The sequence below is a fragment of the Novosphingobium sp. NBM11 genome, assembly GCF_015390225.1.
Classification (GTDB): domain Bacteria; phylum Pseudomonadota; class Alphaproteobacteria; order Sphingomonadales; family Sphingomonadaceae; genus Novosphingobium.
On record NZ_VUOG01000001.1, the window covers coordinates 3,414,619 to 3,436,973 of the forward strand.

Consider the following 22,355-nt stretch of genomic DNA (forward strand, 5'->3'; position numbering starts at 1 on the left):
GTGACGGAGGGGTTTGCATTGGGGGAACCAAACGGATGCGATCGATAGGCACTTTGACCCGGGCTGATCTGGCGGAAAGCATCAACCGGCGCGTCGGATTGTCGCGCGCGGATTCGCTGGACATGGTGGAATCGATCCTGACGCACATGAGCGACGCGCTGGCCACGGGCGAGAACGTCAAGATTTCAGGCTTCGGGACTTTCCTGCTGCGCGACAAGACCGAACGGATCGGGCGCAATCCCAAGACCGGTATCGAAGTGCCGATCACGCCGCGCCGGGTGCTGACCTTCCGTGCCAGCCAGATGCTCAAGGATCGCATCTGCGCCGGTGGATGAGCGGCCGGGGCGTCTCTGTTTTCCAGGACGGCAAGGATCCTGGCGCGCTCCGCACCATCGGTGAGGTGGCCAGGGGGCTGGGCATACGGCCCCATGTCCTGCGGTACTGGGAAGAACAGTTTCCCATGCTGCGCCCGCTGACGCGGGCTGGTGGGCGGCGATATTACCGCGCGGAGGATGTGGCGCTCGTTTCCGAGATCGACCGTTTGCTGCACCGCGAAGGCTATACCATCCGCGGGGCGCGGCAGGCGCTCGGGGGCAAGGCGCGTGGATCGCGGCCTGTCGCGGTTCCGTTCGTGTCCGATCCGGCGCCGGCCAGCAGCGATGAGCTTGCGCGGGCAGAGGATGTCCTTTCGGCTCTGCGCGTGCTGTACGGCCGTCTGGAAGCGGTGCGCGATGGGCTTGCCGGCGCGCTCGCGGAAGCCGAAGCCGTTTAGTCGATCAAGACCGGTCCCAGCGCGGGGTCGAGATCGCGCGGGCGGGTAAGCGCCACCAGCCGCGCGCAGTTTTCGTCAATGTCCGACCAGCGGTCGATATCCAGTTCCAGCACAGCGAAGGTCGCGGTGGGGAACTTCTGTTCCACCACGTCGCGCAACGGGCTGCTGCCGTCGTCGGGCACCAGATCGAAGATCAGGTCTTCCAGGCTGGGATTGTGCCCTACCATCAGGATGCTGGCGGGATCGCCTTCCACTTCGCGCAGCAGGTCCATCAGCGTGGCCGAACTGGCCAGGTAGATGCGCCGGTCCCATTCCACCGGAAAGCCGTGGCCCCACGCCGTGCTCGCCTGCTCGATCGTTTCGGCCACGCGCACGGCGGGCGACGCCAGCAGCCGGTCGAAGCGCCAGCCGCCATCGCGGATGAAGCGCCCCATCACTTGCGCGCCCTTGATGCCGCGATCGTTCAATGGCCGGTCGAAATCGCGCGCGCGCGCGTCGGACCAGTCTGATTTGGCGTGACGGAAAAGCGCAAGCGTCTTCACGAAAAATCCCCGGCAGATCCGGCGCTGGCGCCGGCGTTGGCGATGGTTGCCGAAGCTCCAGAAACACCGCCCGCCACGCTTTGTAAAGCCACATCGAGCGTGACGCGGCGAACGGGCGTGCCGGGCGGAAAGGCGCCCAGCAGGCGCGACGGGAAGGCGGAGGACAGCACCACGAAAAAGCCCCTGTCGTCGGCCGAACGGATCAGCCGCCCGAAGGCCTGCGCCAGCCGCGCACGGATGATGCGGTCGTCATATGCCTGCCCCCCGCCGGCCAGACGGCGCGCGCGGTGAAGGATGGACGGCTTGGGCCAGGGCACCTGTTCCATCATCACCAGCCGCAGCGAATGACCCGGCACGTCCACCCCGTCGCGCAGCGCGTCGGTGCCCAGCAGCGAGGCGCGTGGATCGTCGCGGAAGATGTCGACCAGCGTGCCCGTATCGATCGGATCGACATGCTGGGCATAGAGCGGCAGCCCGGCGCGGGCGAGGCGGTCGGCGATACGGCCATATACCGCGCGCAGCCGCCGGACCGCCGTGAACAGGCCCAGCGCGCCACCGCCCGATGCCTCTATCAGCCGGGCATAGGCGCCGGCCAGCGCGGGAATATCCCCCTTGGGCACGTCGGTCACGATCAGCACTTCGGCCTGGCTGGCATAATCGAACGGGCTTTCCGCCGAGAACAGGCGCGGGGTCATGTCGAGCCAGGGCGCGCCGCTGCGGCGGATCGCGCTGTCCCAGTCGCCGTTGTCGGGTGAATCCCCCCGACCGCCACCGGCCCGGTCGCGCAAGGTCGCGCTGGTCATCATCACCCCGTGCGCGGGCGCCAGCACGGTGTTGGCGAACGGCTTCATCGGATCGAGATAGTGGCGATAGAGGCCGATGTCCCACTCGCGCCCGTCGGAGCGTTCCACCGCCAGCCAGTCGACGAAATCGGGATTAGCGGGGCCGCCGAGGCGGCTGAGCAGGGCGATCCACCCGGCGACCAGATCGGTCCGCCAGCCGATGGCGCCGCGCGCGCCCTCGATCCGTGCGCGCGCCGGCCCGTCGAGCCAGTCGGGGCCGTCCTCCACGATCGCTTCCAGCCGCAACGCCAGCCGGGCGAGGGGCTGCCGCAGCGCCTCGAGTGCTTCCTGCGCGCGGCCGGCAACCTCGATGAAGGCGCCATCCATCTGCGCGATTTCGGTTTCCAGGCCATAGCCGGCTTCCTGCCCGCCGCTTTCATCGCGGGCATGGACCACCGCGCGCGTCGCGGCGAGCAGGGCTTCGAGCGGGCCGATCGGCGCGTTTTCCTGCAGCCGCGCCAGCCATCCGTCGGAGGGCAGCGCCTCCGCCGCCTCGCGCGCCTGCGCAATCGCCCGCGCGCCTTCCTCGTCATAGCTCGCCACGTCGGCCAGCCGCGCGGAAAGCCCGCGCCGCCGCCCGCGCGATTTGCCTTCGGGGCCGATCACCCAGCGGCGCAGCTCGATCGTCTCCGCACCGGTGAGTGCGGCGGAGAACGTCGAATCCGCGGCTTCGAACACATGGTGCCCTTCGTCGAACACGATCCGCGTGGGGCGCTGGGCGGCATCGCGGCCCCGCGCGGCGTTGACCATGACCAGCGCGTGGTTGGCGATCACCAGTTCGGCATCGGCGGAGGCGCGCACCGCGCGCTCGATGAAGCATTTGCGGTAGTGCGGGCAGCCGGCATAGACGCATTCGCCACGCTGGTCGGTCAGCGCGCTGATCCCGCGCTTGCGGAACAGCGTGCCCAGCCAGCCGGGCAGGTCCCCGCCGATCATGTCGCCGTCCTGGCTATAGGCGGCCCAGCGCGCGACAAGTTGCGCCAGGATCGCCGCGCGCCCGGCGAAGCCGCCCTGCAGCGCGTCTTCCAGGTTCAGCAGGCACAGGTAGTTCTCGCGTCCCTTGCGCACCACCACCGGCGCCTTGCCATGGCGCTCAGCCGGGAACGCGCGCCGGCTTTCGCGCCGCAATTGCCGTTGCAGGGCCTTGGTATACGTCGAAACCCACACGGTGCCGCCCGATTTCTCCGCCCATAGCGAGGCGGGGGCGAGATAGCCGAAGGTCTTGCCGGTGCCGGTCCCGGCTTGCGCCAGCAGCATGTGCGGCTGGCCCGCACCGGTGCCGCGCGACGGGCGCGGCGCGAACATCCCGGCGGCCTCGCGCGCATAGGCGCGCTGGGCGGGGCGCGCTTCGGCGTCGCGCCCGGTTAGCACGGCCAACCGCTGTTCCACGTCCTCCCCGGACAGCGTTACCTGCGCCGGCTGCGGGCGTTCGGCCGTTTCTTCCCATTCGGGCAGGCGCGTGAACAGCCAGCGTTCGGCGCGTTCGGGCCGCCGGATGCGGGGAGCGAGCAGCGTTGCCCAGGGCCAGCGCATCCGCACCAGCGATTGCAGCGCCGTCCAGGCGCCTTCGCGCTCGGCCCAGTCCGGGCTTTCGCACGCCGCCAGCAGGGCCTCCGCCGCTTCCTGCAACAGCAGCGGCACGGCATCGTCGCTGGCGGGTTCGGCAAGGTTCAGGGCGTGGGCGAGCCCCTTGGGCGTGGGCACCACGAATCGCGCCGGGTGAACGAAGGCATAGAGTTCGAGCAGGTCCAGCCCGGACAGGTCCGGATAGCCCAGCCGGCTTACCACCAGCGGGGCGTTGAGCAGCAGCAGCGGCGTATCCGCCGCGGCCATGATCGCATCGCCCTTGCCCACCGTGCGCGTGGACGGGCTGCCCGTCAGCGCGGCATCGCGCAGCCAGCAGCCGCCATGGCTGGCATGGAGCGCGGGAAGGGTGAGGGCGGCCATGCGTTGCGCATAGAACGGAACTGGAACGCGGGGCAAGCCATGGCCTGTCGCGTTTCCCGATGCGCCGCTGCCTGAAACGGCGAAGATTGGGGATTATCAAGCTAAAACAATCATATGATTGGCAGAGATCATGCTGAAGCGATCTTTGCCCGCGGTCTACGTACTGACACGGATGCCCTGAAACCCCCCGCTTCCACACCGGTCTTTGCCCCGGGACCAGCAGGTCCGCGCCGGATCGTTCCGGCAGACAGAGTGGAGGTACTTGTCATGACCGTTATCAATACGAACATCAACGCGATACGCGCGGCGAACGCATCCAACAGCGCGACCAAGACCCTGGGCCTTTCGATGGAGCGCCTGTCCACCGGCATGCGCATCAACAGCGCCAAGGATGACGCGGCCGGCCTTGCCATCACCACGTCCATGACCTCGCAGATCAAGGGCATGAGCCAGGGCATCCGCAACGCCAACGATGGCATCTCGCTGGCGCAGACCGCCGAAGGCGCGCTGGGCGAAGTGACCAACATGCTCCAGCGCATCCGTGAACTGGCGAACCAGTCGGCTTCGGGCACCTATCAGGACACCACCGACCGCGTTTACATGCAGACCGAAGTGACCGCGCTGACCGAGCAGATCGGCAGCGTCTTCAGCACGGTCAAGTTCAACGGCAACGCGCTGTTCAGCACCACGGCCGGCACCGACGTGTCGATCGACATCCAGGCGGGGGCCAACAGCGGCGATACCGTGACGCTGACCAGCACGGCCATCGACGGCACGAACCTGGCCGCGGCGGCGCTCGACGTCACCACGGCGGCCAAGGCCGTGACCACGATGAGCAACGTGGAAGCCGCGCTTTCGGATGTCAGCGCGACGCGCGCCTCGCTGGGCGCGGGTCAGAACCGGCTGGAATCGGTGGTGAACAACCTCACCAGCAACGTGACCAATTTGTCGGAAGCGCGTTCGCGGATTCAAGACACCGATTATTCGGCCGAAACCACGGCGCTGGCGAAGTCGCAGATCCTCAGCCAGGCATCGACCGCCATGATCGCACAGGCCAACCAGGCCCAGCAGACCGTCCTGACGCTGCTGCGCTAAAGGCTCTCCCCCGCGTCTCGCGCCGCAGCGCGGCCGCCCCGCACCCTGGCGGGGCGGCCGTTCCTTTTTGGGTTGCGCGGCGCGGTGCCCTTCGCATGATCGTGCCACGTCGTCAGCGGCGCCAGCTTTTCCTTGCGCAAGCGGGGCAGGCGGGCGAAAGGACGCCCGCTATGACCGACACCGAAACCCGTCCGCCGTCCGTGCTCGAAGCCGCGCAGGTCTCCAAGGCCTGGCCGTTCGAGGAAGCCCGCAAGATCGTGAAGCGATATCCGGGCGGCAAACGCGATGCCGCCGGAAATCTGGCGCCCGTGCTGTTCGAGACGGGCTATGGCCCCTCGGGCCTGCCGCACATCGGCACGTTCCAGGAAGTGCTGCGCACCACGCTGGTCCGCCGCGCCTATGAAGCGCTCACGGGCGGCCATCCCACGCGCCTCGTCGCCTTTTCCGACGACATGGACGGGCTGCGCAAGGTGCCCGACAACGTGCCCAACAAGGGGCTTCTGGCCGCCTATATCGGACACCCGCTGTCGCGCATCCCCGATCCGTTCGCCACGCACGAAAGCTTCGCGCACCACAACAACGCGATGCTGCGCGCGTTTCTGGACCGCTTCGGCTTCGACTACGAATTCGTCTCGGCCAGCGACCGCTACAATGCCGGCGGTTTCGACGATGCGCTGAAGAACGTGCTGCGCCATTACGACGCGATCATGGGCATCATGCTGCCCACGCTGCGTGAGGAACGGCGCAAGACCTATTCGCCGGTCCTGCCGGTTTCGCCGACCAATCATCAGGTGCTGCAGGTGCCGGTTGACGTGGTCGATGCGGAAGCGGGCGTGATCCGGTTCGAGGACGTGACCGGCGAGATGGTCGAACAGTCGATCTTGGGCGGGCGCTCCAAGCTGCAATGGAAGGTCGACTGGGCGATGCGCTGGGTGGCGCTCGGCGTCGATTACGAGATGTGCGGCAAGGACCTGACCGACAGCGTCACGCAGTCGGGCCGGATCGCGCAAGTGCTGGGTGGGCGCCGTCCCGAAGGACTGATCTACGAACTCTTCCTCGACGAGAAGGGGGAGAAGATCTCCAAGTCCAAGGGCAACGGGCTGACGATCGAGCAGTGGCTTGACTACGGCAGCGAGGAAAGCCTGGGCTTCTACCTGTTCCGCGAGCCAAAGAGCGCGAAGTCTCTGCACGTTGGCATCATCCCGCGCGCGGTGGACGAATACTGGCAGTTCCGCGAGAAGCTGCCCGCGCAGCCGATCGAACAGCAACTGGGCAACCCGGTGTGGCACCTGCTGCGCGCCAACGGCGATGCCGCCGGGGCGGGCGAGAAGCTGCCGGTCACTTATGGCCTGCTGCTCAATCTGGTGGGCGTGCTCGGCGCGGGTGCGACGCGCGAACAGGTCTGGTCCTATCTTGCCAACTATGTGGAGGATGCCGATCCCGCTGCGCATCCCGCGCTCGATACGCTGGTGACCTGCGCGCTCGCCTACAACCGCGATTTCATCGCGCCCACGTTGCAGCGGCGCAAGCCGGAGAACGGCGAGATCGCGGCGCTGACCGCGCTGGACGAGGAACTTGCCGCCGCCAGCGCCGACACCACGGCCGAGGAACTGCAGAACATCGTCTACGAGATCGGCAAGGACCCGCATTACGGCTTCGAGAGCCTGCGCGACTGGTTCAAGGCGCTTTACGAGACGCTGCTCGGCTCCAGCCAGGGGCCGCGCATGGGCAGCTTCATCGCGCTCTATGGCATCGAGAACACGCGCAAGCTGATTGCCGAGGCGCTGGAAGGCTGAGCGCGCACTTTGGAGCCGACGCGCCGCCCTCTCGACTATCCCCGCTGCCCCGCGATCCAGCGGTCGACCTTCGCTTCCAGAACCGGCATGGGCAGCGCGCCGCTGCCCAGCACCTGATCGTGAAACGCGCGAATGTCGAAGCGCGGGCCGAGTTCCGCTTCGGCCTTGCGGCGCAGGCGCTGGATGGTGAGCGCGCCGATTTTGTAGGATAGCGCCTGCCCCGGATTGGCGATGTAGCGTTCGACCTCGGCGGTCGCATCGCTGCGACCCATGCCCGAATTGGCCAGCATGTAGTCGATCGCCTGTTCGCGCGTCCACCGCTTGGCGTGGATGCCGGTGTCCACCACCAGCCGCATGGCGCGCAGCATCTCGTCGTCCAGCGTGCCCCAGTGCTGCATCGGGTCCTTGTAGAACCCCATTTCGTAACCCAGCGTCTCGGCATAGAGCGCCCAGCCTTCTACATAGGCGGTATTGCCCCCGAAACGCTGGAAATCGGGCAGGCTGGCGTTCTCCTGGGCCAGGCTGATCTGGAAATGATGCCCCGGCGCGCCTTCGTGGAGGTAAAGCGTGGTGATGCCCGTCAGGAAGCGGCTTTTGAGGTCGTAGGTGTTGTAGAAGAACACGCCCGGCCGGCTGCCGTCCGGCGCGCCCTGGCTATAGCTGCCGCCGGCTTCGTAGCGCGCGCGATAGGCGGGGTAGGGCTGGATCAGCAGCGGCGTGCGCGGCAGGTGCAGGAAATAGCGCGGCGCCTGCGCTTCGACTTTGCGGCCCACGGCGCGAAAGCCCTCGGCAAGCTGCGCGTCGGTCCGCGGATGGTATCGGGGGTTCACCCGCAATTCGTCGAAGAACGCCTTGAGCGGACCGGCATAGCCCAGTTCCGTCTTCACCCCTTCCATCTCGCGCTGGATGCGCGCCACTTCACCAAGGCCCAGATCGTGCACCGCATCGGGATCGAGCGGCAGGGTCGTGTGATTGCGGATGAGCAGCCGATAGAGCCTGTCTCCGCCCTTCATCGCCCACAATCCGGCATCCTCGCGCGCGACGGGATAGTATTCCTCCGCAAGGAAAGCCCGAAGTTTGTGATAAGCGGGGTACACCGATTGACTGATTGTCTGCCGGAAGGCGGCGGCGATGCGCCGTTTGGCGCCGGTGCCGTATCGCGCGGGATACTGCGCGACGGGCGAATAGAACGGGGATCGCTGGACCGGCTGCGCCAGGATCGTATCGATCTGCGCGATCATGTTGCGCACGGTCAGGCGGGATTCGATCGCGCCGCCCGCCATGCCTTCGCGGAACCGGGCGATCGCATGGTCGAAGACCTGCGGCAGCGCCCGGTCACGCGCCAGAAGCGCGTCGAAATCGGCGGGCGTTTCTAGCGGGACAGGCGTTTCGGACGAAGCAAGGCCTGGAAACTCGACGTGAAAGCCGCCGAAGTGGTTGAACGGTCGAACCGCGGTGAGCGCCTCCACCTGCGGAGCCAGCGCATCGCGTTCCTGGAGCTTGGCATCGCGGAACACGTCGTAGGAAATGCGGTGCGCGTCATCGAGCTGATTGCGATCGATCCTGTCCAGCCTGGCCAGCGTGGCATCGTTGGTTTCGCGCAGGCGATGGACGAGTTCCGGCGTGAACAGCAGCAGGAAGCGATCGAGCGGAATCTGTTCGCCCTGTTCCAGCGCACCGAGCGGGTCGAGCGCCTGTTCCGCCCGGCTGTCGTCCATGAACAACCGGTCGAGCGCCAGGGCTGCTTCGCTTTGCCGGACGAAGCCGGCCTTCGCGGTGGCTTGCGGGACGGGCCGATCTGCCAGTGAGGAGGTCTGCGGGGCGCTTGCCGCTGCCGTCAACCCCAGGGCAAGGACCAATGCGGTGCCGCGAAGCAGGCGCCAGCTTGCAGCCCCGCTTGCCGAAACCATCGGGTTTGCCGTGCCCGCCCCCCGGATCAGCCCCATGCGCGTGTCCGGTACCACTTGGTGAGGACGTACTTGGTGCCTTTGAGCACCGGCCGGCCGGCATGAAGGCTGTTGGGGTTGGGAGTGCCATCCACGGCCATGTTGTTCCACACCAGCAACGCGCCGCGTTGGGGGGAATCGACAGGTCGACCTTTGGAAAATCGGTCGAGCCGCCTTCCTCGACGGCGTTGAGATAGGCCATGGCGGTCCAGCTTCGCTGACCCCCACGCCCCATCTCCCGATCCCAGAACGGCTGGTCCGGATTAAAATGGTCAAAATGGGGACAAAATTCCTGTCCGGGGGTGTAACGCTGCCCCTGAATCGTCTCTCCGGTGTCGGGGTCGAGCCCCACCAGGTCATCGATTCTGCGCTGCAACATCAGGGTGAACGGGTCCCACGGATCGACGTCGCCGGAGTAGCTGGTGCGGCCCCCGCTGCGGTTGCCATCGTAGGTAAGCGATGGGCGCGCGACGTCGTCAATGGTCGCGATCAGCCGCTGGCATTCCGCTTCGGAAAGGAAGTTGGAAACTCCATATATTTCAAGGCCTTCAACCGGAAGGCGATAGGCCGCGGGATCGGCATCCAGACGGGCGCGAACGGTCTGGCCGATACGCTTGAGAAGGGCGGCGTCCGGATGCGGACGGGACTTGCGAGACAGGGAGATCATGGGCGCCGCTTTCATGACCCAAGGCGGGACGGGGAGCAAGAGGCGTGGGCGCCTTGTGACGGATGTCACACCCCGCGTTCAGGGGCGATTTAAGGTTAATGCGGTTTTGATCCGATCCGGTGGAGAGCCGTTGCCAGTCAGGGCAAATACTGTGAATATTGGCGTAGGAAGAAGTCGTTAAATAAATACCGGGAAGTAGGAATCGAAGTCCTAACTTTGCGGAAGGGTCGAATTGGAATGCTATGCCTAATAGCGGGCAAGGAATTCTATGTTCTTCTTTCGCTAATTTGGGATGACCTACTTTTGATATAGGGAGGTCGTATTCCATTGGAAGCCCTGATCGATACTGAGGCCGAAGCTTATCGGCTCGCTCAAGCCCTGTATAACTTGCGCCGTAAGCGCGATTCCGCCCTGGGGCCAAGGCGGATTTTCGGCGAGCCGGCGTGGGATATACTTCTGGACCTGTACATCGCCAGCAAACGCGGCATGGAAATCCAGGTTTCCAGCGTGTGCATCGAGGCCGGTGTCCCTTCCACCACCATCCTGCGGTGGATTGCCCGACTGGAAAAGGAAGGCCTGCTTTACCGCAAGGCTGACCGGGGAGATGCGCGCCGCCGCTTCGTGCGCCTGACCGATGAAGGCCATGCCGTGATGCGGCGCGTGTTGCGCGCGATCGGGCCGATCAGCTGAGAAGCGGCGGACCGTGGTGATTCCCGACGGTCGCTGCGAGCCGTCGCTGGCGCGTTCCTGAAGCGTTCGACCCGCCGGTTGGAACGGGCCACCGGCGGGTCGTCGCGTCTTTAGAACCGGCGGTTTCCGGTCTGGATGTCACCAGAAGTATCTGGGCGTTACCAGAAGAAATCGTAGATCACGTCCACGACCTCGCCGGAATAGACATCTACCAGCAGGACGTCGTTGTAGTAGCGAACCCAGCGATAGGGGCCGTACACGTCCGGCAGACGATAGGACCACGGATCGTTGATCCAGTACTGGTTGCCGAAGAACACGCTATCCAGGAAGAAGCCTACCCTGAGGCGGCTGTACGAATACCCGCGATAGGGCGCATAGTAGGGCCGGGACCGGAAGATGCTGCGGTTTTCGGCACGATAGCCGCGCCAATCGTAGCGCCGGTCACGCCGCCAGTCGCTGTTCCAGCCACCGCCATTGTTCCAGCGTCCGCGGTCCCCCCGCCAGCTTTCACCCGAGCGCCAGCCGTCGTTGCCGCGCCAACCATCGTTGCCACGCCAGCGATTGTCCCGCCCGCGATCGTATCCGCGATTGTCGTTCCGCCACTGGCCGTTGCCATAATGGACGCCCACGCCATCGCGATAGGTCGGCCCGGGGCGGGTATTGTCGGGACGCGGGCCATCGGGCCGGCGACCGTCCGGGCGCGGGTTCGGATTGCCGCGCTGCCAGTCGCCATTGCGGCCTCCCTGCCAGCCACCCCCCTGCCAGCCACCTCCTTGCCAGCGATCACCGCGGTCCTGCGGCGCCGGACGGACACCACCATCGCCGCCTCCCTGCCAGGAGCGGGGCGCGCGTGGCGCCTGCTGCTGGGGCATGGAGGGTTGCGATTGAGGACGATTCTGGTTCCAGCCGCCCGGATTGCCGCCACCCCAGTTGCGTTGCGGCTGGGGCTGGGGCTGGGGCTGCGGTTGGGCCTGTTGTGGAGCGGGGCGATTCCAGCCGCCTCCACCGCCGCCGCCACCATTGCCCCCTCCGTTCCAGCCGCCACCCCGGTTGCCACCGCGGCCCGGACCGGGCTCAGTCCCGCGCGCCTCGCGCCCCGCGCCGCGCCAGTCGCCCTGCTGGGCGAAAGCGGCCGTGGGAAGCGCGGCCACCGTCGAGGCGAGCGCGGCCGCCGCCAGCAGGCTGTTCCTGAAGAATGTGATCCCGGCCATGGCCGCTCTCCGATGCACCTGTGGTCACGGCCCATCCCGTGACGTCATGTGACACAGTGTTACCGGAGTCGCGCTGTCGCGCCGCTGAACCGCTTGCAAGGGCATTCGTTCAGCTTTCCCGAAACGGCACAGCGAAACGGGGCGGGAACCGTGCTCCCGCCCCGCACCGTGTTTCAGGCTCCGCCGATGGAAATCAGCGTGTCAGTTTCTTGTAGGCCAGCGCGGTGGGCCGGTCGGCCGCGTCGCCCAGGCGACGGCGCTTGTCTTCCTCGTAAGCCGCGAAGTTGCCTTCGAACCATTCGACATGGCTGTTGCCCTCGAACGCGAGGATGTGCGTGGCCAGACGGTCGAGGAAGAAGCGGTCGTGGCTGATGACCACGGCGCAGCCGGCGAAGTTCTCGATCGCGTCTTCCAGCGCCGCCAGCGTTTCCACGTCGAGGTCGTTGGTTGGTTCGTCGAGCAGCAGCACGTTGCCGCCGGCCTTTAGCATCTTGGCCATGTGCACGCGGTTGCGCTCACCGCCCGAAAGCTTGCCGACGTTCTTCTGCTGGTCCGGACCCTTGAAGTTGAACGCGCCGACGTAGGCGCGCGTCGACATGTCCTGCCCGTTGACCTTCATGTAATCGAGGCCGTCCGAGATTTCCTGCCACACGTTGTTGGCCGGGTTCAGGTCGTCGCGGCTCTGGTCGACATAGCCGAGGTGGACGGTCGAACCGATTTCCACCGAACCGGTGTCTGGCGTTTCCTTGCCGGTCAGGATCTTGAACAGCGTGGATTTGCCCGCGCCGTTCGGCCCGATCACGCCGACGATGCCGCCGGGCGGCAGCATGAACGACAGGTCTTCGAACAGCAGCTTGTCGCCATAGGCCTTCGAGATGTTCTTCACCTCGATCACCTTGCCGCCAAGGCGCTCGGGCACCTGGATCACGATCTGGGCCTTGCCGACCGGACGGTTGTCCTGCGCGTTCTGCAGTTCCTCGAACTTGCGGATACGCGCCTTGGACTTGGTCTGGCGCGCGGCCGGGGTCTGGCGGATCCACTCGAGTTCGCGCTGCAAGGCCTTCTGCTTGCCGCTTTCCTCGCGCTCTTCCTGGGCCATGCGCTTGGCCTTGGTTTCGAGGTAGGTCGAGTAGTTGCCCTCGTAGGGGAAGTACTTTCCGCGGTCGAGTTCGAGAATCCAGCCCACCACGTTGTCAAGGAAGTAGCGGTCGTGGGTGATCATCAGCACCGCGCCAGCATAGTCCTTGAGGTGGTTTTCCAGCCATTCGACGGATTCGGCGTCAAGGTGGTTGGTCGGTTCGTCGAGCAGCAGGATCGAAGGCTTCTGGATCAGCAGGCGGGTCAGCGCGATGCGGCGCTTTTCACCGCCCGAAAGGCTTGCCACCGACCAGTCGCCGGGAGGGCAGCGCAGCGCTTCCATGGCGATCTCGAGCTGGTTGTCGAGCGTCCAGCCATCGACCGCGTCGATCTTGTCCTGAAGCTCGGCCATCTCCGCGCCCAACGCGTCGAAGTCGGCGTCTTCCTCGGCCATTTCCATGCCGATCTGGTTGAAGCGCTCGACCATGTCCGCCGTCGCGCGCGCACCGTCCTTGACGTTTTCGAGCACGGTCTTGCTCTCGTCGAGCTGCGGCTCCTGCTCGAGATAGCCGACGGTGATGTTCTCGCCCGGCCATGCTTCGCCGGTGAAGTCCTTGTCGATCCCGGCCATGATCTTGATCAGGGTCGATTTACCGGCGCCGTTCGGGCCGACGATGCCGATCTTGGCGCCCTGATAGAACTGCAGGTTGATATTGTTCAGCACCGGCTTCTGTGCGCCGGGGAAGGTCTTCGTCATGTCCTTCATGACGTAGGCGTATTGGGCGGCCATGATCGTTCCTTGGTGGAATGGCGTGCGAACTCGGCACTTGATGCGGCCTCTAGCCAAGCGGGAAGGGCCGGGCAAGCGGGCGTTTTGGCGGATAGGGTGTTGGCAGGAGAGCACCCCAAAGATAGGAGAGGTTTCATGCGAAACAAGCTCCGCGCGCTCGCGCTCTCCGCCGCCTTCGTTCCCCTCGTTGCCGCGCAGGCGGAACCGCCGAAGGACGATGTCGCGTGGAACATCGTGGCGGGGCTGACCACCGATGTCGGCCCGCGCCTTGCTGGCAGCGAGGCAGAGGCCCGGGCACGGGTATGGGCGTCGGAAAAGCTGAAGGCGCTGGGCTTCCGCAATGTCGCGGTCGAGCCGTTTCCCATCCGCGGCTATGTGCGCGGCGTGGATCGCGCGCGGCTGGTCGCGCCGGTGCCGCAAAATCTGGCCGTGACCGCGCTGGGCTATAGCGGCACCACCCCGGATGCCGGGATCGAGGGCGAACTCGTCTATTTCCCCACACTGGACGCGCTGAAGGCCGCGCCGGACGGTTCGCTCGCCGGCAAGATCGCCTACATCGACCACGCCATGCGCGCGGCGCAGGATGGCAGCGGCTACGGCCCCTATGGCAATGCCCGGCGGCAGGGTCCGGCCATCGCCGCGCGCAAGGGCGCGATCGGCGTGGTGATCCGCTCGATCGGCACCGACAGCCATCGCAACCCGCATACCGGCGCCACCAACTGGCCCGACGGCGTGAAGCCGATCCCGGCCGGGGCGGTTTCGAATCCCGATGCCGATCTGATCGCGCGCACGGTGGCCGGCGGCAAGGCGGTGCGCATCGCGCTCACGCTAACCGGCAAGACGGCAGACAACCTGCCGTCCGGCAACGTGATCGGCGAACTGCCGGGCAGCGATCCATCGCTGCCGCCGATCCTGGTCGGCTGCCATCTCGATAGCTGGGATCTCGGCACCGGGGCCATCGACGATGCCGCCGGCTGCGCGATCGTGACGGCCGCCGCGCTGAAGGCGCAGGAAGGGGGCAAGCCCTTGCGCACGATCCGCGTGCTGTGGGCGGGGAGCGAGGAACTGGGCGGCTTCGGCGGCAAGGCCTATGCGGACAAGCATGGGGAACCGCACGCGCTGGCGATGGAAAGCGATTTTGGCGCGGATCGGGTGTGGCGCGTGATCACGAAGTTCGCCGCGGGCAACAAGGCGCTGGGCGATCGCATCGCCGTCGCACTTGCGCCGATGGGCATCGTCGCCGGCCATGGCGAGGTGGAGGGCGGAACCGACGTGGGCTTCGTGATCGCCAGGCAGAAGCTGGCCGTGGTCGATCTCAACCAGGACGGCACGCATTATTTCGACCTGCACCACACGCCCGACGATACGCTCGACAAGGTCGATCCGCAGGCGCTGGCGCAGAACGTGGCGGCGTGGACGGCGGTGCTCAAGGTCGTGGCCAACGCGGCGGAGCCGATCCAGCTGGTCGAATGACGCGCGGCATGTAAAGCGCGTCATCCCCGCGAAAGCGGGGATCTCGTGAGGTCGGGCGGTGCCTTGTTCCCCTGTAAAGGCCTGAGGCCCCCGCTTTCGCGGGGGCGACGGTGTACTGTATCAGATCCGTTCGATGATGATCGCGGGCGCCATGCCGCCGGCGGCGCACATGGTGACGAGACCATAGCGGCCGCCGGTGCGCTCCAGTTCGTCGAGCGCGGTGCCGATCAGGATCGAGCCCGTGGCGCCGATCGGGTGGCCCAGCGCCATCGCGCCGCCGTTGGGGTTCACCTTCGACCGGTCGAGGTCGAGATCGCGGATGAACTTTTCGGCGACCACCGCGAAGGCTTCGTTGATTTCCCAGACGTCGATGTCGTCCTTGGTCAGCCCGGCCTTGGCGAGCACCTTCTTCGCCGCCGGAACCGGGGCGTTGAGCATAAGCGTGGGGTCGTCACCCTGGTTGGCGTAAGCGACGATGCGCGCGCGCGGCTTCAGCCCGTGCTTGTCGGCATAATCCTTCGACGTGACGAGGATGGCGGCGGCGCCATCGACCACGCCCGAGGAGTTGCCAGCATGGTGGAAATGCTGGATTTCCACGTCGGGATAGCGGCGGTTGATCTGCTTGCGGAAGGTGGTTCCGCCAAGGTCGAAATCGGCCAGCCCGGCGAAGCTGGGCTTAAGCGCGGCGAGGCCCTCGGCGGTCGTTTCGGGGCGGGGGAACTCCTCGCGATCGAGCGCGACCGAGCCGTCCTCGTTATAGACCGGCACCACGGATTTGGCGAAGCGGCCTTCCTTGATCGCCACGTCCGCACGCTGCTGGCTGACGAGCGCGAGAGCATCGAGCGCTTCGCGGCTGATGCCCTCGATCGAGGCAATCGCATCGCCGCAAACGCCCTGGTGCGATTGCGGGTGGATGGCGTCGAGCGCCGCATTGCCCGAACCCATGCCCAGCGGCTTGATGCCGGCATTGGCCTGTTCCGCGCCGTGGGCGGCGGTGAAGCTCATCATTTCGGTGCCGCCGGCGATCACGCAGTCTTCCATGCCCGACATGACCGAGGCACAGGCGAGGTTCACCGAGGTAATGCCACCGCCGCAGAACCGGTCGAGCGTGGTGCCGCTGGCGGTGATGTCATAGCCGGCGGCCAGCGCCGACATGCGGCCAAGGTCGCCACCCTGCTTGCCGACCTGCGACGAGGTGGACCAGATGATGTCGTCCACGGTGGAGGTGTCGAGGTGGTTGCGGTCCTTGATCGCCTTCAGCACGGTGGCGGCGAGGTGCTGCGGATGCAGGTGCGAAAGCGCGCCCTTGCCGGGCTTGCCCACGCCGCGCGGCGTGCGGACGGCGTCGATGATGTAGGCTTCGGCCATGGTCAGTCTCTCCCTGTGGCGGTGCCGGGCAACGGTGTCCGGCGGCGCGCTGGATGAAGTATTTAATCGATCGATTAATACGCGTGAGCGGTCTCTGCAAGTCCAATTCGCCGGGCGCAACCATGCGGCATCCGCATCCGCCCCTCTCGACACCGTTTCGGCGGCGTGCCTATGATGTCCGTCATGCTCACCGACCAACTGCTCGATCAGGCGCGTGGACTGTCCGAACGGATCGTCTCCTTGCGCCGCGCGATTCACGCCGAACCGGAACTGGGTCTGCAGACGCCGAAGACGCGCGACAAGGTGCGCGCCGCGCTGGCCCATCTGCCGCTCGAATGGCGGGAAGGGCCGTCCACCACCGGCCTTGTCGCCACGTTGAAGGGCGGCGCGGGGGAAGGGCGCACCGTGCTGCTGCGGGGCGACATGGATGCCCTGCCGATGCCCGAGGAAACCGGGCTACCCTATGCCTCGACCATTCCCGGCGCGATGCACGCCTGCGGGCACGATACGCATACCGCGATGCTCGCCGGCGCCGTCGAGCTGCTGGCGGCACGTCGGGAAAGCTGGGCGGGCGAGGTCCGCTTCATGTTCCAGCCGGGCGAGGAAGGCTGGCACGGCGCGCGCTTCATGCTCGAAGACGGTCTGCTGGGCGGTGATGATCGCCCGCTGCCCGAGGCGGCGTTCGCGCTGCATATCATGCCCAACAGCCCGCATGGCCTTGTTGCCGGGCGTGCCGGCCCGCTGATGGCCTCGGCCGACCAGTTCGAGATCGTGGTTCGGGGCAGCGGCGGCCACGCCTCCATGCCGCATTACACGCTCGATCCCGTGCCGGTTGCCTGCGAGATCGTGACCGCGCTGCAGGCCATGGTCACGCGCAAATTCCCGGTCGCCGATCCCGTCGTCGCCACCGTGGCCAAAGTGGAAGCCGGCACGGCGCACAACGTGATTGCCGATACCGCGACGTTGGGGGGCACGCTGCGCACGCTCTCGCCCACCAACCGCGAGGCTCTGCGCGAGGGATTGCGCACGCTGGCAACGCATATCGCCGCGGCGCACGGTATGACGGCAGACGTGACGCTCACGCCCGGTTTCCCGGTCACAGTCTGCGATGCTCGCGCGGTCGATCTTGGCGAAAAGGTGGCGCGGCAATTGCGCGGGCCGGATGCGTTCCACCGCCTGACCGACCCGATCATGGGGGCGGAGGATTTCTCCTACGTGCTGGAAAAGGTACCGGGCGCGATGTTCTTCCTGGGCGTTGCGCACGAGGGGACCGACTGGCGGCACGCCTGCGGCATCCATTCGACGCGGATGGTTGTGGATGAGGCTGTCCTTCCATTGGGAACGGCATTGCTGGCGGGATGTGCCGAGGCGTTTCTGGCGGAAGGTTTCGCATGATCTGGTGGAATGGGGAGATGCCCTCGCTCGAGCGGCTGACGCGCATGGGCACGAAGGCCATGCCCGCGCTGCTGGGTATCGAGTTCGACGATTGCGGGCCGGACTGGATCCGGGCGCGAATGCCGGTGGACGAACGCACGCACCAGCCGTTCGGGCGGCTGCATGGCGGAGCTTCGGTGGCACTGGCGGAAACAGTCGGCTCGATGGCGGCGGCGATGACCGTCGATCCGGACAAGTTTGTCGGGGTCGGGATGGAGATCAACGCCAACCACGTTCGTCCCGTCCGCGATGGATGGGTCTATGCGACAGCCCGGCCGGAGGCGCTGGGCCGCACCACGCACGTCTGGTCGATTCGCATCGAGGACGGGGAAGGCCGGCTGGTGTGCGTTTCACGCCTGACCGTGGCGATCATTCCGCTCGACCGGAAGTAACGTGCCGCCAACTATCAACATGGTCGCTGTCAAAATTTACCGTGTGCTGGAACCATCCGGCGGGAAAAGCATTGTGGGCGGTATCGAAGACCAGCGGCAATGCGGCCGCGCCCGGGACAAATCGGTTTGGTGACGCAGGACAACAGCTATTCGGGCATGACCGGTGCCGGTGACCATGAAAGTCCCAAGCGGATTCTGGTTCTGGACGACGAGCCGTTGATTCTGCTGGATCTGGAATGCGCCGTCGCCGATGCCGGGTGCGTGCCGCTGACCGCCCTTGAACCTGACGAAGCTCTTCAAATCCTTGATATCGAGCCGGTCTGCGCGGCCATTCTCGATGTGTCGCTGGGGCAGGGCAAGACCTGCGAGCCGGTCGCGCGGGCGCTCGCCGCGCGCGGCGTGCCCTATGTGCTGCATACCGGGGATGTCGAGCGGCTGGACATTGCGGTGCGCGATCTGGGCGGGATTCTCGTGCCCAAGCCGACGCCGGCCTCCGTCGTGGTGACGCGTGCCCTGCAATGCGCTTGCGGTGACGCCCGGCAGATATGAACCACCCGCGTTAACCGTCACTGTCTTGCAATCGGCCTGCCGCAGGGCAACAAGGCATCCCGAACGAGGAGCCTGACTAGATGATCGATGCGGACACCCGCGTCCTGCCCATGCAGGGTATTCACAACTTTCGGGACTACGGCGGGTATCGCGCGCGCGGCGGTGCCATCCGCCAGGGCGTGCTGTGGCGATCGGGCCAGCATGGCGATGCCACGGCGGACGATCTCGATGCGGTGCATCGGCTGGGCATCGCCACGGTGATCGATCTGCGCGGCGATAGCGAGCGCGAAGCCTGCCCGTGCCTGCGCCATCCCGAATTCGAAGGGCACGTCCTGTTTCACCCGGGCGAGACGGCCAGCGCGCATGGCCGGGCGGCGCACGAGGAAGCGGCCGAGCAGGTACGCACCGCCGCCGACGCGCACGCCGCGATGATCCGGCTCTACGAAACCCTGCCGTTCCGCCCCGTGCTGGTCGGCACTTATCGCCTCTATCTGCGCGCGCTGGTCGATCGGGACGGGGCAAGCCTGCTGCATTGCCTGGCCGGCAAGGACCGGACGGGCGTGGCCGCCGCGCTGGTGCATCACCTGCTGGGCGTCCACCATGACGATATCGTGGAAGATTACCTGCTGACCAACACGGCGGGTAACGCCGAGGCGCGCATAGCGGCCGGCGCGCGCCACGTGCGCGCCGGGTTCGGCCGGCACATGGACGATGCGGCGGTGCGGGTGCTGATGTCGGTCCACGCCGATTACCTCGACACGAGCCTTGCCGCGATTCGCGAACAACATGGCTCGGTAGAGGCCTATGCCGATGCGGTGCTGGGCTTCGGCCAGGCCGATATCGCCGCGCTGGAGCGGCGCCTGATAGTCTGACCTCGCCGATCACAAGGCGAATTTGCCGGATAACCGGACCGCGCGGACTCGCATTCCGCGCCCCGGTTTCCTATGTCGCGTGCCCAGTTTCGGCATCCGTTGCCAAGGCCCCGACCGGAGTTCACCATGGCCACCACGCACAAGACCCGCATGCTCATCATCGGTTCCGGCCCCGCCGGGCTCACCGCCGCGATCTATGGCGCGCGGGCGGGAATGGAGCCGATCGTGGTGCAGGGGCTGCAGCCGGGCGGCCAGCTGACCATCACCACCGATGTCGAGAACTATCCCGGTTTCCGCGAAGCCGTGCAGGGGCCGTGGCTGGTGCAGGAAATGCAGGCCCAGGCCGAGCACGTCGGCACGCGGATGCTGTGGGACACGATCACCGAGGTCAGCCTGGAAGGCCCGCCGTTCCGCGCCGTGGGCGATAGCGGCGACATCTACGAAGGCGATACGCTGGTGATCGCCACGGGCGCGCAGGCCAAGTGGCTGGGCGTGCCGGGTGAAGTCGAGTTCGGTGGCAAGGGCGTTTCCGCCTGCGCCACTTGCGACGGCTTCTTCTATCGCGGCAAGAAGGTCGTGGTCATCGGCGGCGGCAACACCGCTGTCGAGGAAGCGCTCTACCTCACCAACCATTCGCAGGACGTGACGATCATCCACCGCCGCGATTCCTTCCGCGCCGAAAAGATCCTGCAGGACCGCCTGTTCGCGCATCCCCATGTGAAGGTGCTGTGGAACAAGAAGGTCGACCGTTTCGTGGGCGAGCCCGGCAAGGGCCTGACCGGCGTGGCAGTGATCGATACCGAAACGGGCGAGCAATCGGTGGTGGAGACGGACGGCGCCTTCGTCGCGATCGGCCACGCCCCGGCCACCGAACTGTTCAAGGGCAAGCTGGAACTGGACGAGAGCGGCTATATCGTCGTCCAGCCCGGCACGCCCAAGACGGCGATCCCCGGCGTGTTCGCGGCCGGCGACGTGATGGACCACACCTATCGCCAGGCGGTGACGGCGGCCGGCACCGGTTGCATGGCGGCGCTGGATGCGGAACGGTTCGTGGCCGAACTGGATTTCGCGGCCAGCAAGGCCGAAGCGGTCGGCTAATCCAGCACGCCCAGCAGGCGCGCGAACAGCCATTCGCGCGCCGCATCGTCGGAAAAGCTGTGCGATGCGCTGGCGATCCGCTGGATGCGCGCGTCGTCTTTGGGCCACGCCGCCTCGAACAGTTGCGCGGTGCGGTCATCGCTGGCGAGCAGGATGGTGAGCGGCCCGGCGAATGCGTCTGCCCCGGCGTGCAACGCATCCACCAGGGAGGAGGGCGCGGCCGCCGGCGCGGCGGCGCTGCGCAGGCCCCGGATCAGCTTGGCGAGGTTTACGCCGCCCGTCAGCAGGCGCAGCACTTCGCGCGGGTTCTTCAGCTTGGCGAGATAGCGCTGGCGGATCGCGGCGGCGGGCATCGCTGCGGGCGCTTCCTCGCCATCGATCGTCCACGGGTTCGCCAGCACCAGCGCATCGATGCCAAGGCCAGCGTGGTGCAGCAGTAGCGCGGCGGCGGCATCGCAATTGCCGAAAGCGACCACACGGCGGACTTGCGGCGCCGCCTTGCGGAACGCGGCGAGCGCGGCGGCCAGATCATCGCGGCTGGAGCGGAACCCGCCGTTGGCGCCTTCGCTGTCCCCCACGCCGCGCCGGTCGAAGCGGAACACGGGAACGCCATGGCGCGCGAGCCGGGCCGCGAGTTGAGCCTGTCCGGCCCACGCCCCGGCGCGGACCTCATTGCCGCCCGAAACGATGAGCAGGCCCGTAGTCCCCGTGGCGGCGGCCATGTCCAGCGTGCCCGCCAGCGCCGCGCCCGCGCACGGAAAGGTCAGGTGCAGGCGGTTCACGCGGCGATCTCGCGCGCGATCATGGCGGCCAAGGCATCCGACTGCGCGGCATCCTCGCCCGGTTCGGCGCGCAGCCACAGCGCGCCGCCGCCAAGCTCCGCCTGCCGGATCGTGCGCTGCCCCTCGTCCGCCGGCAGGGCCGTCTCCAGCCCCGCGATCAGCGAGGCGCCGCAGCGGTATCCGGCGAGGTCCAGCCCTTCGGCGCGGCCGTGCTCCAGCAGCGATGCGCTGTCCTCCTCGCGCCCGGCCTCGCGCGCGGAGAGCGTGCGGGCGCGGAGCATCTGGCGCAGGACCGTGGCGCCCTTGACCGGCTCCAGCACCCAGCCCGGCAGCGAGGTGGGAAAGACCAGCGCCCCGCCACGCACCGCCAGCACATGCGTGACCGCGAAGTGCGCCGCCGCCTGAGCCATGGCGGTGCGCCAGGCGTGGAGGCTCTGGGCGGCGAACTCTTGCGGACTTTCGTTGCAGCCGGGCAAGTCGGGCAGGAAGCTGTCGATCCCGGCGGCGTCGAGCCGACGCATGGTTTCGACCAGGAAGCGCCGCGTGCGGTTCGCTTCCTCGAACAGCGCGGGCACGATCAGCAGGCGGTGCGCGCGGTCACGGTCAAACGCGAGCGCCTGTTCGTTGGCGGGGCCTTCCGGGCCGGGGCAGGGCCAGTCGGCGAACACCGCGATCAGGCGGCCGCGCGCTTGGCCTGCGCGAAGGCGAGCAGGTTGCCGTAGGTTTCCAGCAACTCGCCATCGACTTCGTCATCATCGATCACGATGTCGAAGCGGTCTTCCATTTCGGTGAGCAGGCCTGCCACGGCCATCGAATCGAGTTCGGGCAGCGCGCCGAACAGCCCGGTATCCGCATCGAACGCGGCAACGCGGTCCGCCGCGAGACCCAGAACGTCGCGCAGGATCGCGCGGAGCAGCGTGTCGGTTTCGTCGTTGGCCAGACCGGTCACTATCGAACCTTCCCTGATATCATGGTTTTCGCGGCGTCTAGCCAGCGCGGGAGTCCGGAGCAA

Annotated in this window: 20 protein-coding genes; 11 read left to right on the forward strand and 9 right to left on the reverse strand. The window is 66.8% G+C overall.

Annotation, left to right across the window (positions count from 1 at the left end; translation table 11 throughout):
• The first annotated feature begins 35 nt into the window (after positions 1-35).
• Positions 36-335, forward strand: a complete 300-nt coding sequence (locus F1640_RS16630; RefSeq protein WP_124807974.1) for an integration host factor subunit alpha — start codon at positions 36-38, stop codon at positions 333-335.
• Positions 332-772, forward strand: a complete 441-nt coding sequence (locus tag F1640_RS16635) for a MerR family transcriptional regulator (protein WP_194920197.1) — start codon at positions 332-334, stop codon at positions 770-772. The genes F1640_RS16630 and F1640_RS16635 overlap by 4 nt, the downstream gene beginning before the upstream one ends.
• Here the strand turns inward: F1640_RS16635 and F1640_RS16640 are convergent.
• Entirely contained in the window at positions 769-1,314 is a 546-nt protein-coding gene (locus F1640_RS16640; protein ID WP_124807972.1) for a histidine phosphatase family protein, read from the reverse strand. The two genes, F1640_RS16635 and F1640_RS16640, sit on opposite strands and share 4 nt — an antisense overlap.
• Positions 1,311-4,103 carry an ATP-dependent DNA helicase gene (locus F1640_RS16645; RefSeq protein WP_194920199.1) on the reverse strand — a complete coding sequence of 931 codons (2,793 nt, stop codon included), beginning with the start codon at positions 4,101-4,103 and terminating at the stop codon, positions 1,311-1,313. Before F1640_RS16645 ends, F1640_RS16640 begins: the two co-directional genes overlap by 4 nt.
• 267 nt (positions 4,104-4,370) lie before the next feature.
• On the opposite strand from F1640_RS16645, the gene F1640_RS16650 reads away from it, so the two are divergent.
• Positions 4,371-5,198, forward strand: a complete 828-nt coding sequence (locus F1640_RS16650) for a flagellin (RefSeq protein WP_124807970.1) — start codon at positions 4,371-4,373, stop codon at positions 5,196-5,198.
• A 170-nt stretch (positions 5,199-5,368) separates the two neighbouring features.
• Positions 5,369-6,994, forward strand: coding sequence for a lysine--tRNA ligase (locus tag F1640_RS16655; protein WP_125955030.1), 1,626 nt, complete (start codon positions 5,369-5,371; stop codon positions 6,992-6,994).
• A 35-nt stretch (positions 6,995-7,029) separates the two neighbouring features.
• On the opposite strand, the gene F1640_RS16660 is transcribed toward F1640_RS16655, so the two are convergent.
• Entirely contained in the window at positions 7,030-8,940 is a 1,911-nt protein-coding gene (locus F1640_RS16660) for a DUF885 family protein (protein WP_255530395.1), read from the reverse strand.
• A gap of 994 nt (positions 8,941-9,934) precedes the next feature.
• Here F1640_RS16660 and F1640_RS16665 point away from each other — a divergent pair.
• Positions 9,935-10,297 (forward strand): winged helix DNA-binding protein, encoded by a 363-nt coding sequence (locus F1640_RS16665; protein ID WP_124807966.1) that lies wholly within the window; start codon positions 9,935-9,937, stop codon positions 10,295-10,297.
• Between the two features lie 158 nt (positions 10,298-10,455).
• Here the strand turns inward: F1640_RS16665 and F1640_RS16670 are convergent, their stop codons facing one another.
• Together F1640_RS16670 and ettA are read right to left on the reverse strand one after the other, a co-directional pair.
• The gene (locus tag F1640_RS16670; protein ID WP_194920201.1) at positions 10,456-11,508 is read right to left on the reverse strand and encodes an RcnB family protein; all 1,053 of its coding nucleotides are present in this window, start codon (positions 11,506-11,508) and stop codon (positions 10,456-10,458) included.
• Positions 11,509-11,701: 193 nt separating this feature from the next.
• Entirely contained in the window at positions 11,702-13,375 is a 1,674-nt protein-coding gene (gene ettA / locus F1640_RS16675) for an energy-dependent translational throttle protein EttA (protein WP_194920203.1), read from the reverse strand.
• A 135-nt stretch (positions 13,376-13,510) separates the two neighbouring features.
• On the opposite strand from ettA, the gene F1640_RS16680 reads away from it, so the two are divergent.
• Positions 13,511-14,848 (forward strand): M28 family peptidase, encoded by a 1,338-nt coding sequence (locus F1640_RS16680; RefSeq protein WP_194920205.1) that lies wholly within the window; start codon positions 13,511-13,513, stop codon positions 14,846-14,848.
• A 120-nt stretch (positions 14,849-14,968) separates the two neighbouring features.
• On the opposite strand, the gene F1640_RS16685 is transcribed toward F1640_RS16680, so the two are convergent.
• Positions 14,969-16,216, reverse strand: a complete 1,248-nt coding sequence (locus tag F1640_RS16685) for an acetyl-CoA C-acetyltransferase (protein ID WP_124807962.1) — start codon at positions 16,214-16,216, stop codon at positions 14,969-14,971.
• A gap of 183 nt (positions 16,217-16,399) precedes the next feature.
• On the opposite strand from F1640_RS16685, the gene F1640_RS16690 reads away from it, so the two are divergent.
• The 5 genes from F1640_RS16690 (at position 16,400) to trxB (ending at position 20,561) form a co-directional block, all read left to right on the forward strand.
• Positions 16,400-17,611 carry a M20 family metallopeptidase gene (locus F1640_RS16690; RefSeq protein ID WP_125955036.1) on the forward strand — a complete coding sequence of 404 codons (1,212 nt, stop codon included), beginning with the start codon at positions 16,400-16,402 and terminating at the stop codon, positions 17,609-17,611.
• Positions 17,608-18,042, forward strand: a complete 435-nt coding sequence (locus F1640_RS16695; protein WP_124807960.1) for a hotdog fold thioesterase — start codon at positions 17,608-17,610, stop codon at positions 18,040-18,042. Before F1640_RS16690 ends, F1640_RS16695 begins: the two co-directional genes overlap by 4 nt.
• Positions 18,043-18,171: 129 nt before the next feature.
• Complete coding sequence (locus F1640_RS16700) at positions 18,172-18,591, forward strand: response regulator (RefSeq protein ID WP_309229285.1); 420 nt, start codon at positions 18,172-18,174, stop codon at positions 18,589-18,591.
• 80 nt (positions 18,592-18,671) lie between these two features.
• Positions 18,672-19,463, forward strand: a complete 792-nt coding sequence (locus tag F1640_RS16705; RefSeq protein WP_194920207.1) for a tyrosine-protein phosphatase — start codon at positions 18,672-18,674, stop codon at positions 19,461-19,463.
• 126 nt (positions 19,464-19,589) lie between these two features.
• A complete protein-coding gene (gene trxB / locus F1640_RS16710) occupies positions 19,590-20,561 on the forward strand; it encodes a thioredoxin-disulfide reductase (protein ID WP_194920209.1) in 972 nt (323 codons plus the stop codon).
• On the opposite strand, the gene F1640_RS16715 is transcribed toward trxB, so the two are convergent.
• Genes F1640_RS16715 through F1640_RS16725 form a run of 3 tightly spaced genes read right to left on the reverse strand, consistent with a single transcriptional unit; the run spans position 20,558 to position 22,292 of the window.
• On the reverse strand, positions 20,558-21,343 hold the full coding sequence (locus tag F1640_RS16715) for a hydrolase 1, exosortase A system-associated (RefSeq protein ID WP_194920211.1): 786 nt from the start codon (positions 21,341-21,343) through the stop codon (positions 20,558-20,560). The two genes, trxB and F1640_RS16715, sit on opposite strands and share 4 nt — an antisense overlap.
• A complete protein-coding gene (locus F1640_RS16720) occupies positions 21,340-22,011 on the reverse strand; it encodes a hypothetical protein (RefSeq protein WP_194920213.1) in 672 nt (223 codons plus the stop codon). Before F1640_RS16720 ends, F1640_RS16715 begins: the two co-directional genes overlap by 4 nt.
• 5 nt (positions 22,012-22,016) lie before the next feature.
• Entirely contained in the window at positions 22,017-22,292 is a 276-nt protein-coding gene (locus tag F1640_RS16725) for a phosphopantetheine-binding protein (protein ID WP_124807955.1), read from the reverse strand.
• Between the last annotated feature and the right edge of the window lie 63 nt (positions 22,293-22,355).

Bases quoted from the DNA above. Each gene is read 5' to 3' on its own strand.
- F1640_RS16630 (WP_124807974.1), top strand. From the start codon at position 36: ATGCGATCGATAGGCACTTTGACCCGGGCTGATCTGGCGGAAAGCATC.
- F1640_RS16635 (WP_194920197.1), top strand. From the start codon at position 332: ATGAGCGGCCGGGGCGTCTCTGTTTTCCAGGACGGCAAGGATCCTGGC.
- F1640_RS16645 (WP_194920199.1), bottom strand. From the start codon at position 4,103: ATGGCCGCCCTCACCCTTCCCGCGCTCCATGCCAGCCATGGCGGCTGC.
- F1640_RS16650 (WP_124807970.1), top strand. From the start codon at position 4,371: ATGACCGTTATCAATACGAACATCAACGCGATACGCGCGGCGAACGCA.
- F1640_RS16655 (WP_125955030.1), top strand. From the start codon at position 5,369: ATGACCGACACCGAAACCCGTCCGCCGTCCGTGCTCGAAGCCGCGCAG.
- F1640_RS16660 (WP_255530395.1), bottom strand. From the start codon at position 8,940: ATGGGGCTGATCCGGGGGGCGGGCACGGCAAACCCGATGGTTTCGGCA.
- F1640_RS16670 (WP_194920201.1), bottom strand. From the start codon at position 11,508: ATGGCCGGGATCACATTCTTCAGGAACAGCCTGCTGGCGGCGGCCGCG.
- ettA (WP_194920203.1), bottom strand. From the start codon at position 13,375: ATGGCCGCCCAATACGCCTACGTCATGAAGGACATGACGAAGACCTTC.
- F1640_RS16680 (WP_194920205.1), top strand. From the start codon at position 13,511: ATGCGAAACAAGCTCCGCGCGCTCGCGCTCTCCGCCGCCTTCGTTCCC.
- F1640_RS16685 (WP_124807962.1), bottom strand. From the start codon at position 16,216: ATGGCCGAAGCCTACATCATCGACGCCGTCCGCACGCCGCGCGGCGTG.
- F1640_RS16690 (WP_125955036.1), top strand. From the start codon at position 16,400: ATGCTCACCGACCAACTGCTCGATCAGGCGCGTGGACTGTCCGAACGG.
- F1640_RS16695 (WP_124807960.1), top strand. From the start codon at position 17,608: ATGATCTGGTGGAATGGGGAGATGCCCTCGCTCGAGCGGCTGACGCGC.
- F1640_RS16705 (WP_194920207.1), top strand. From the start codon at position 18,672: ATGATCGATGCGGACACCCGCGTCCTGCCCATGCAGGGTATTCACAAC.
- trxB (WP_194920209.1), top strand. From the start codon at position 19,590: ATGGCCACCACGCACAAGACCCGCATGCTCATCATCGGTTCCGGCCCC.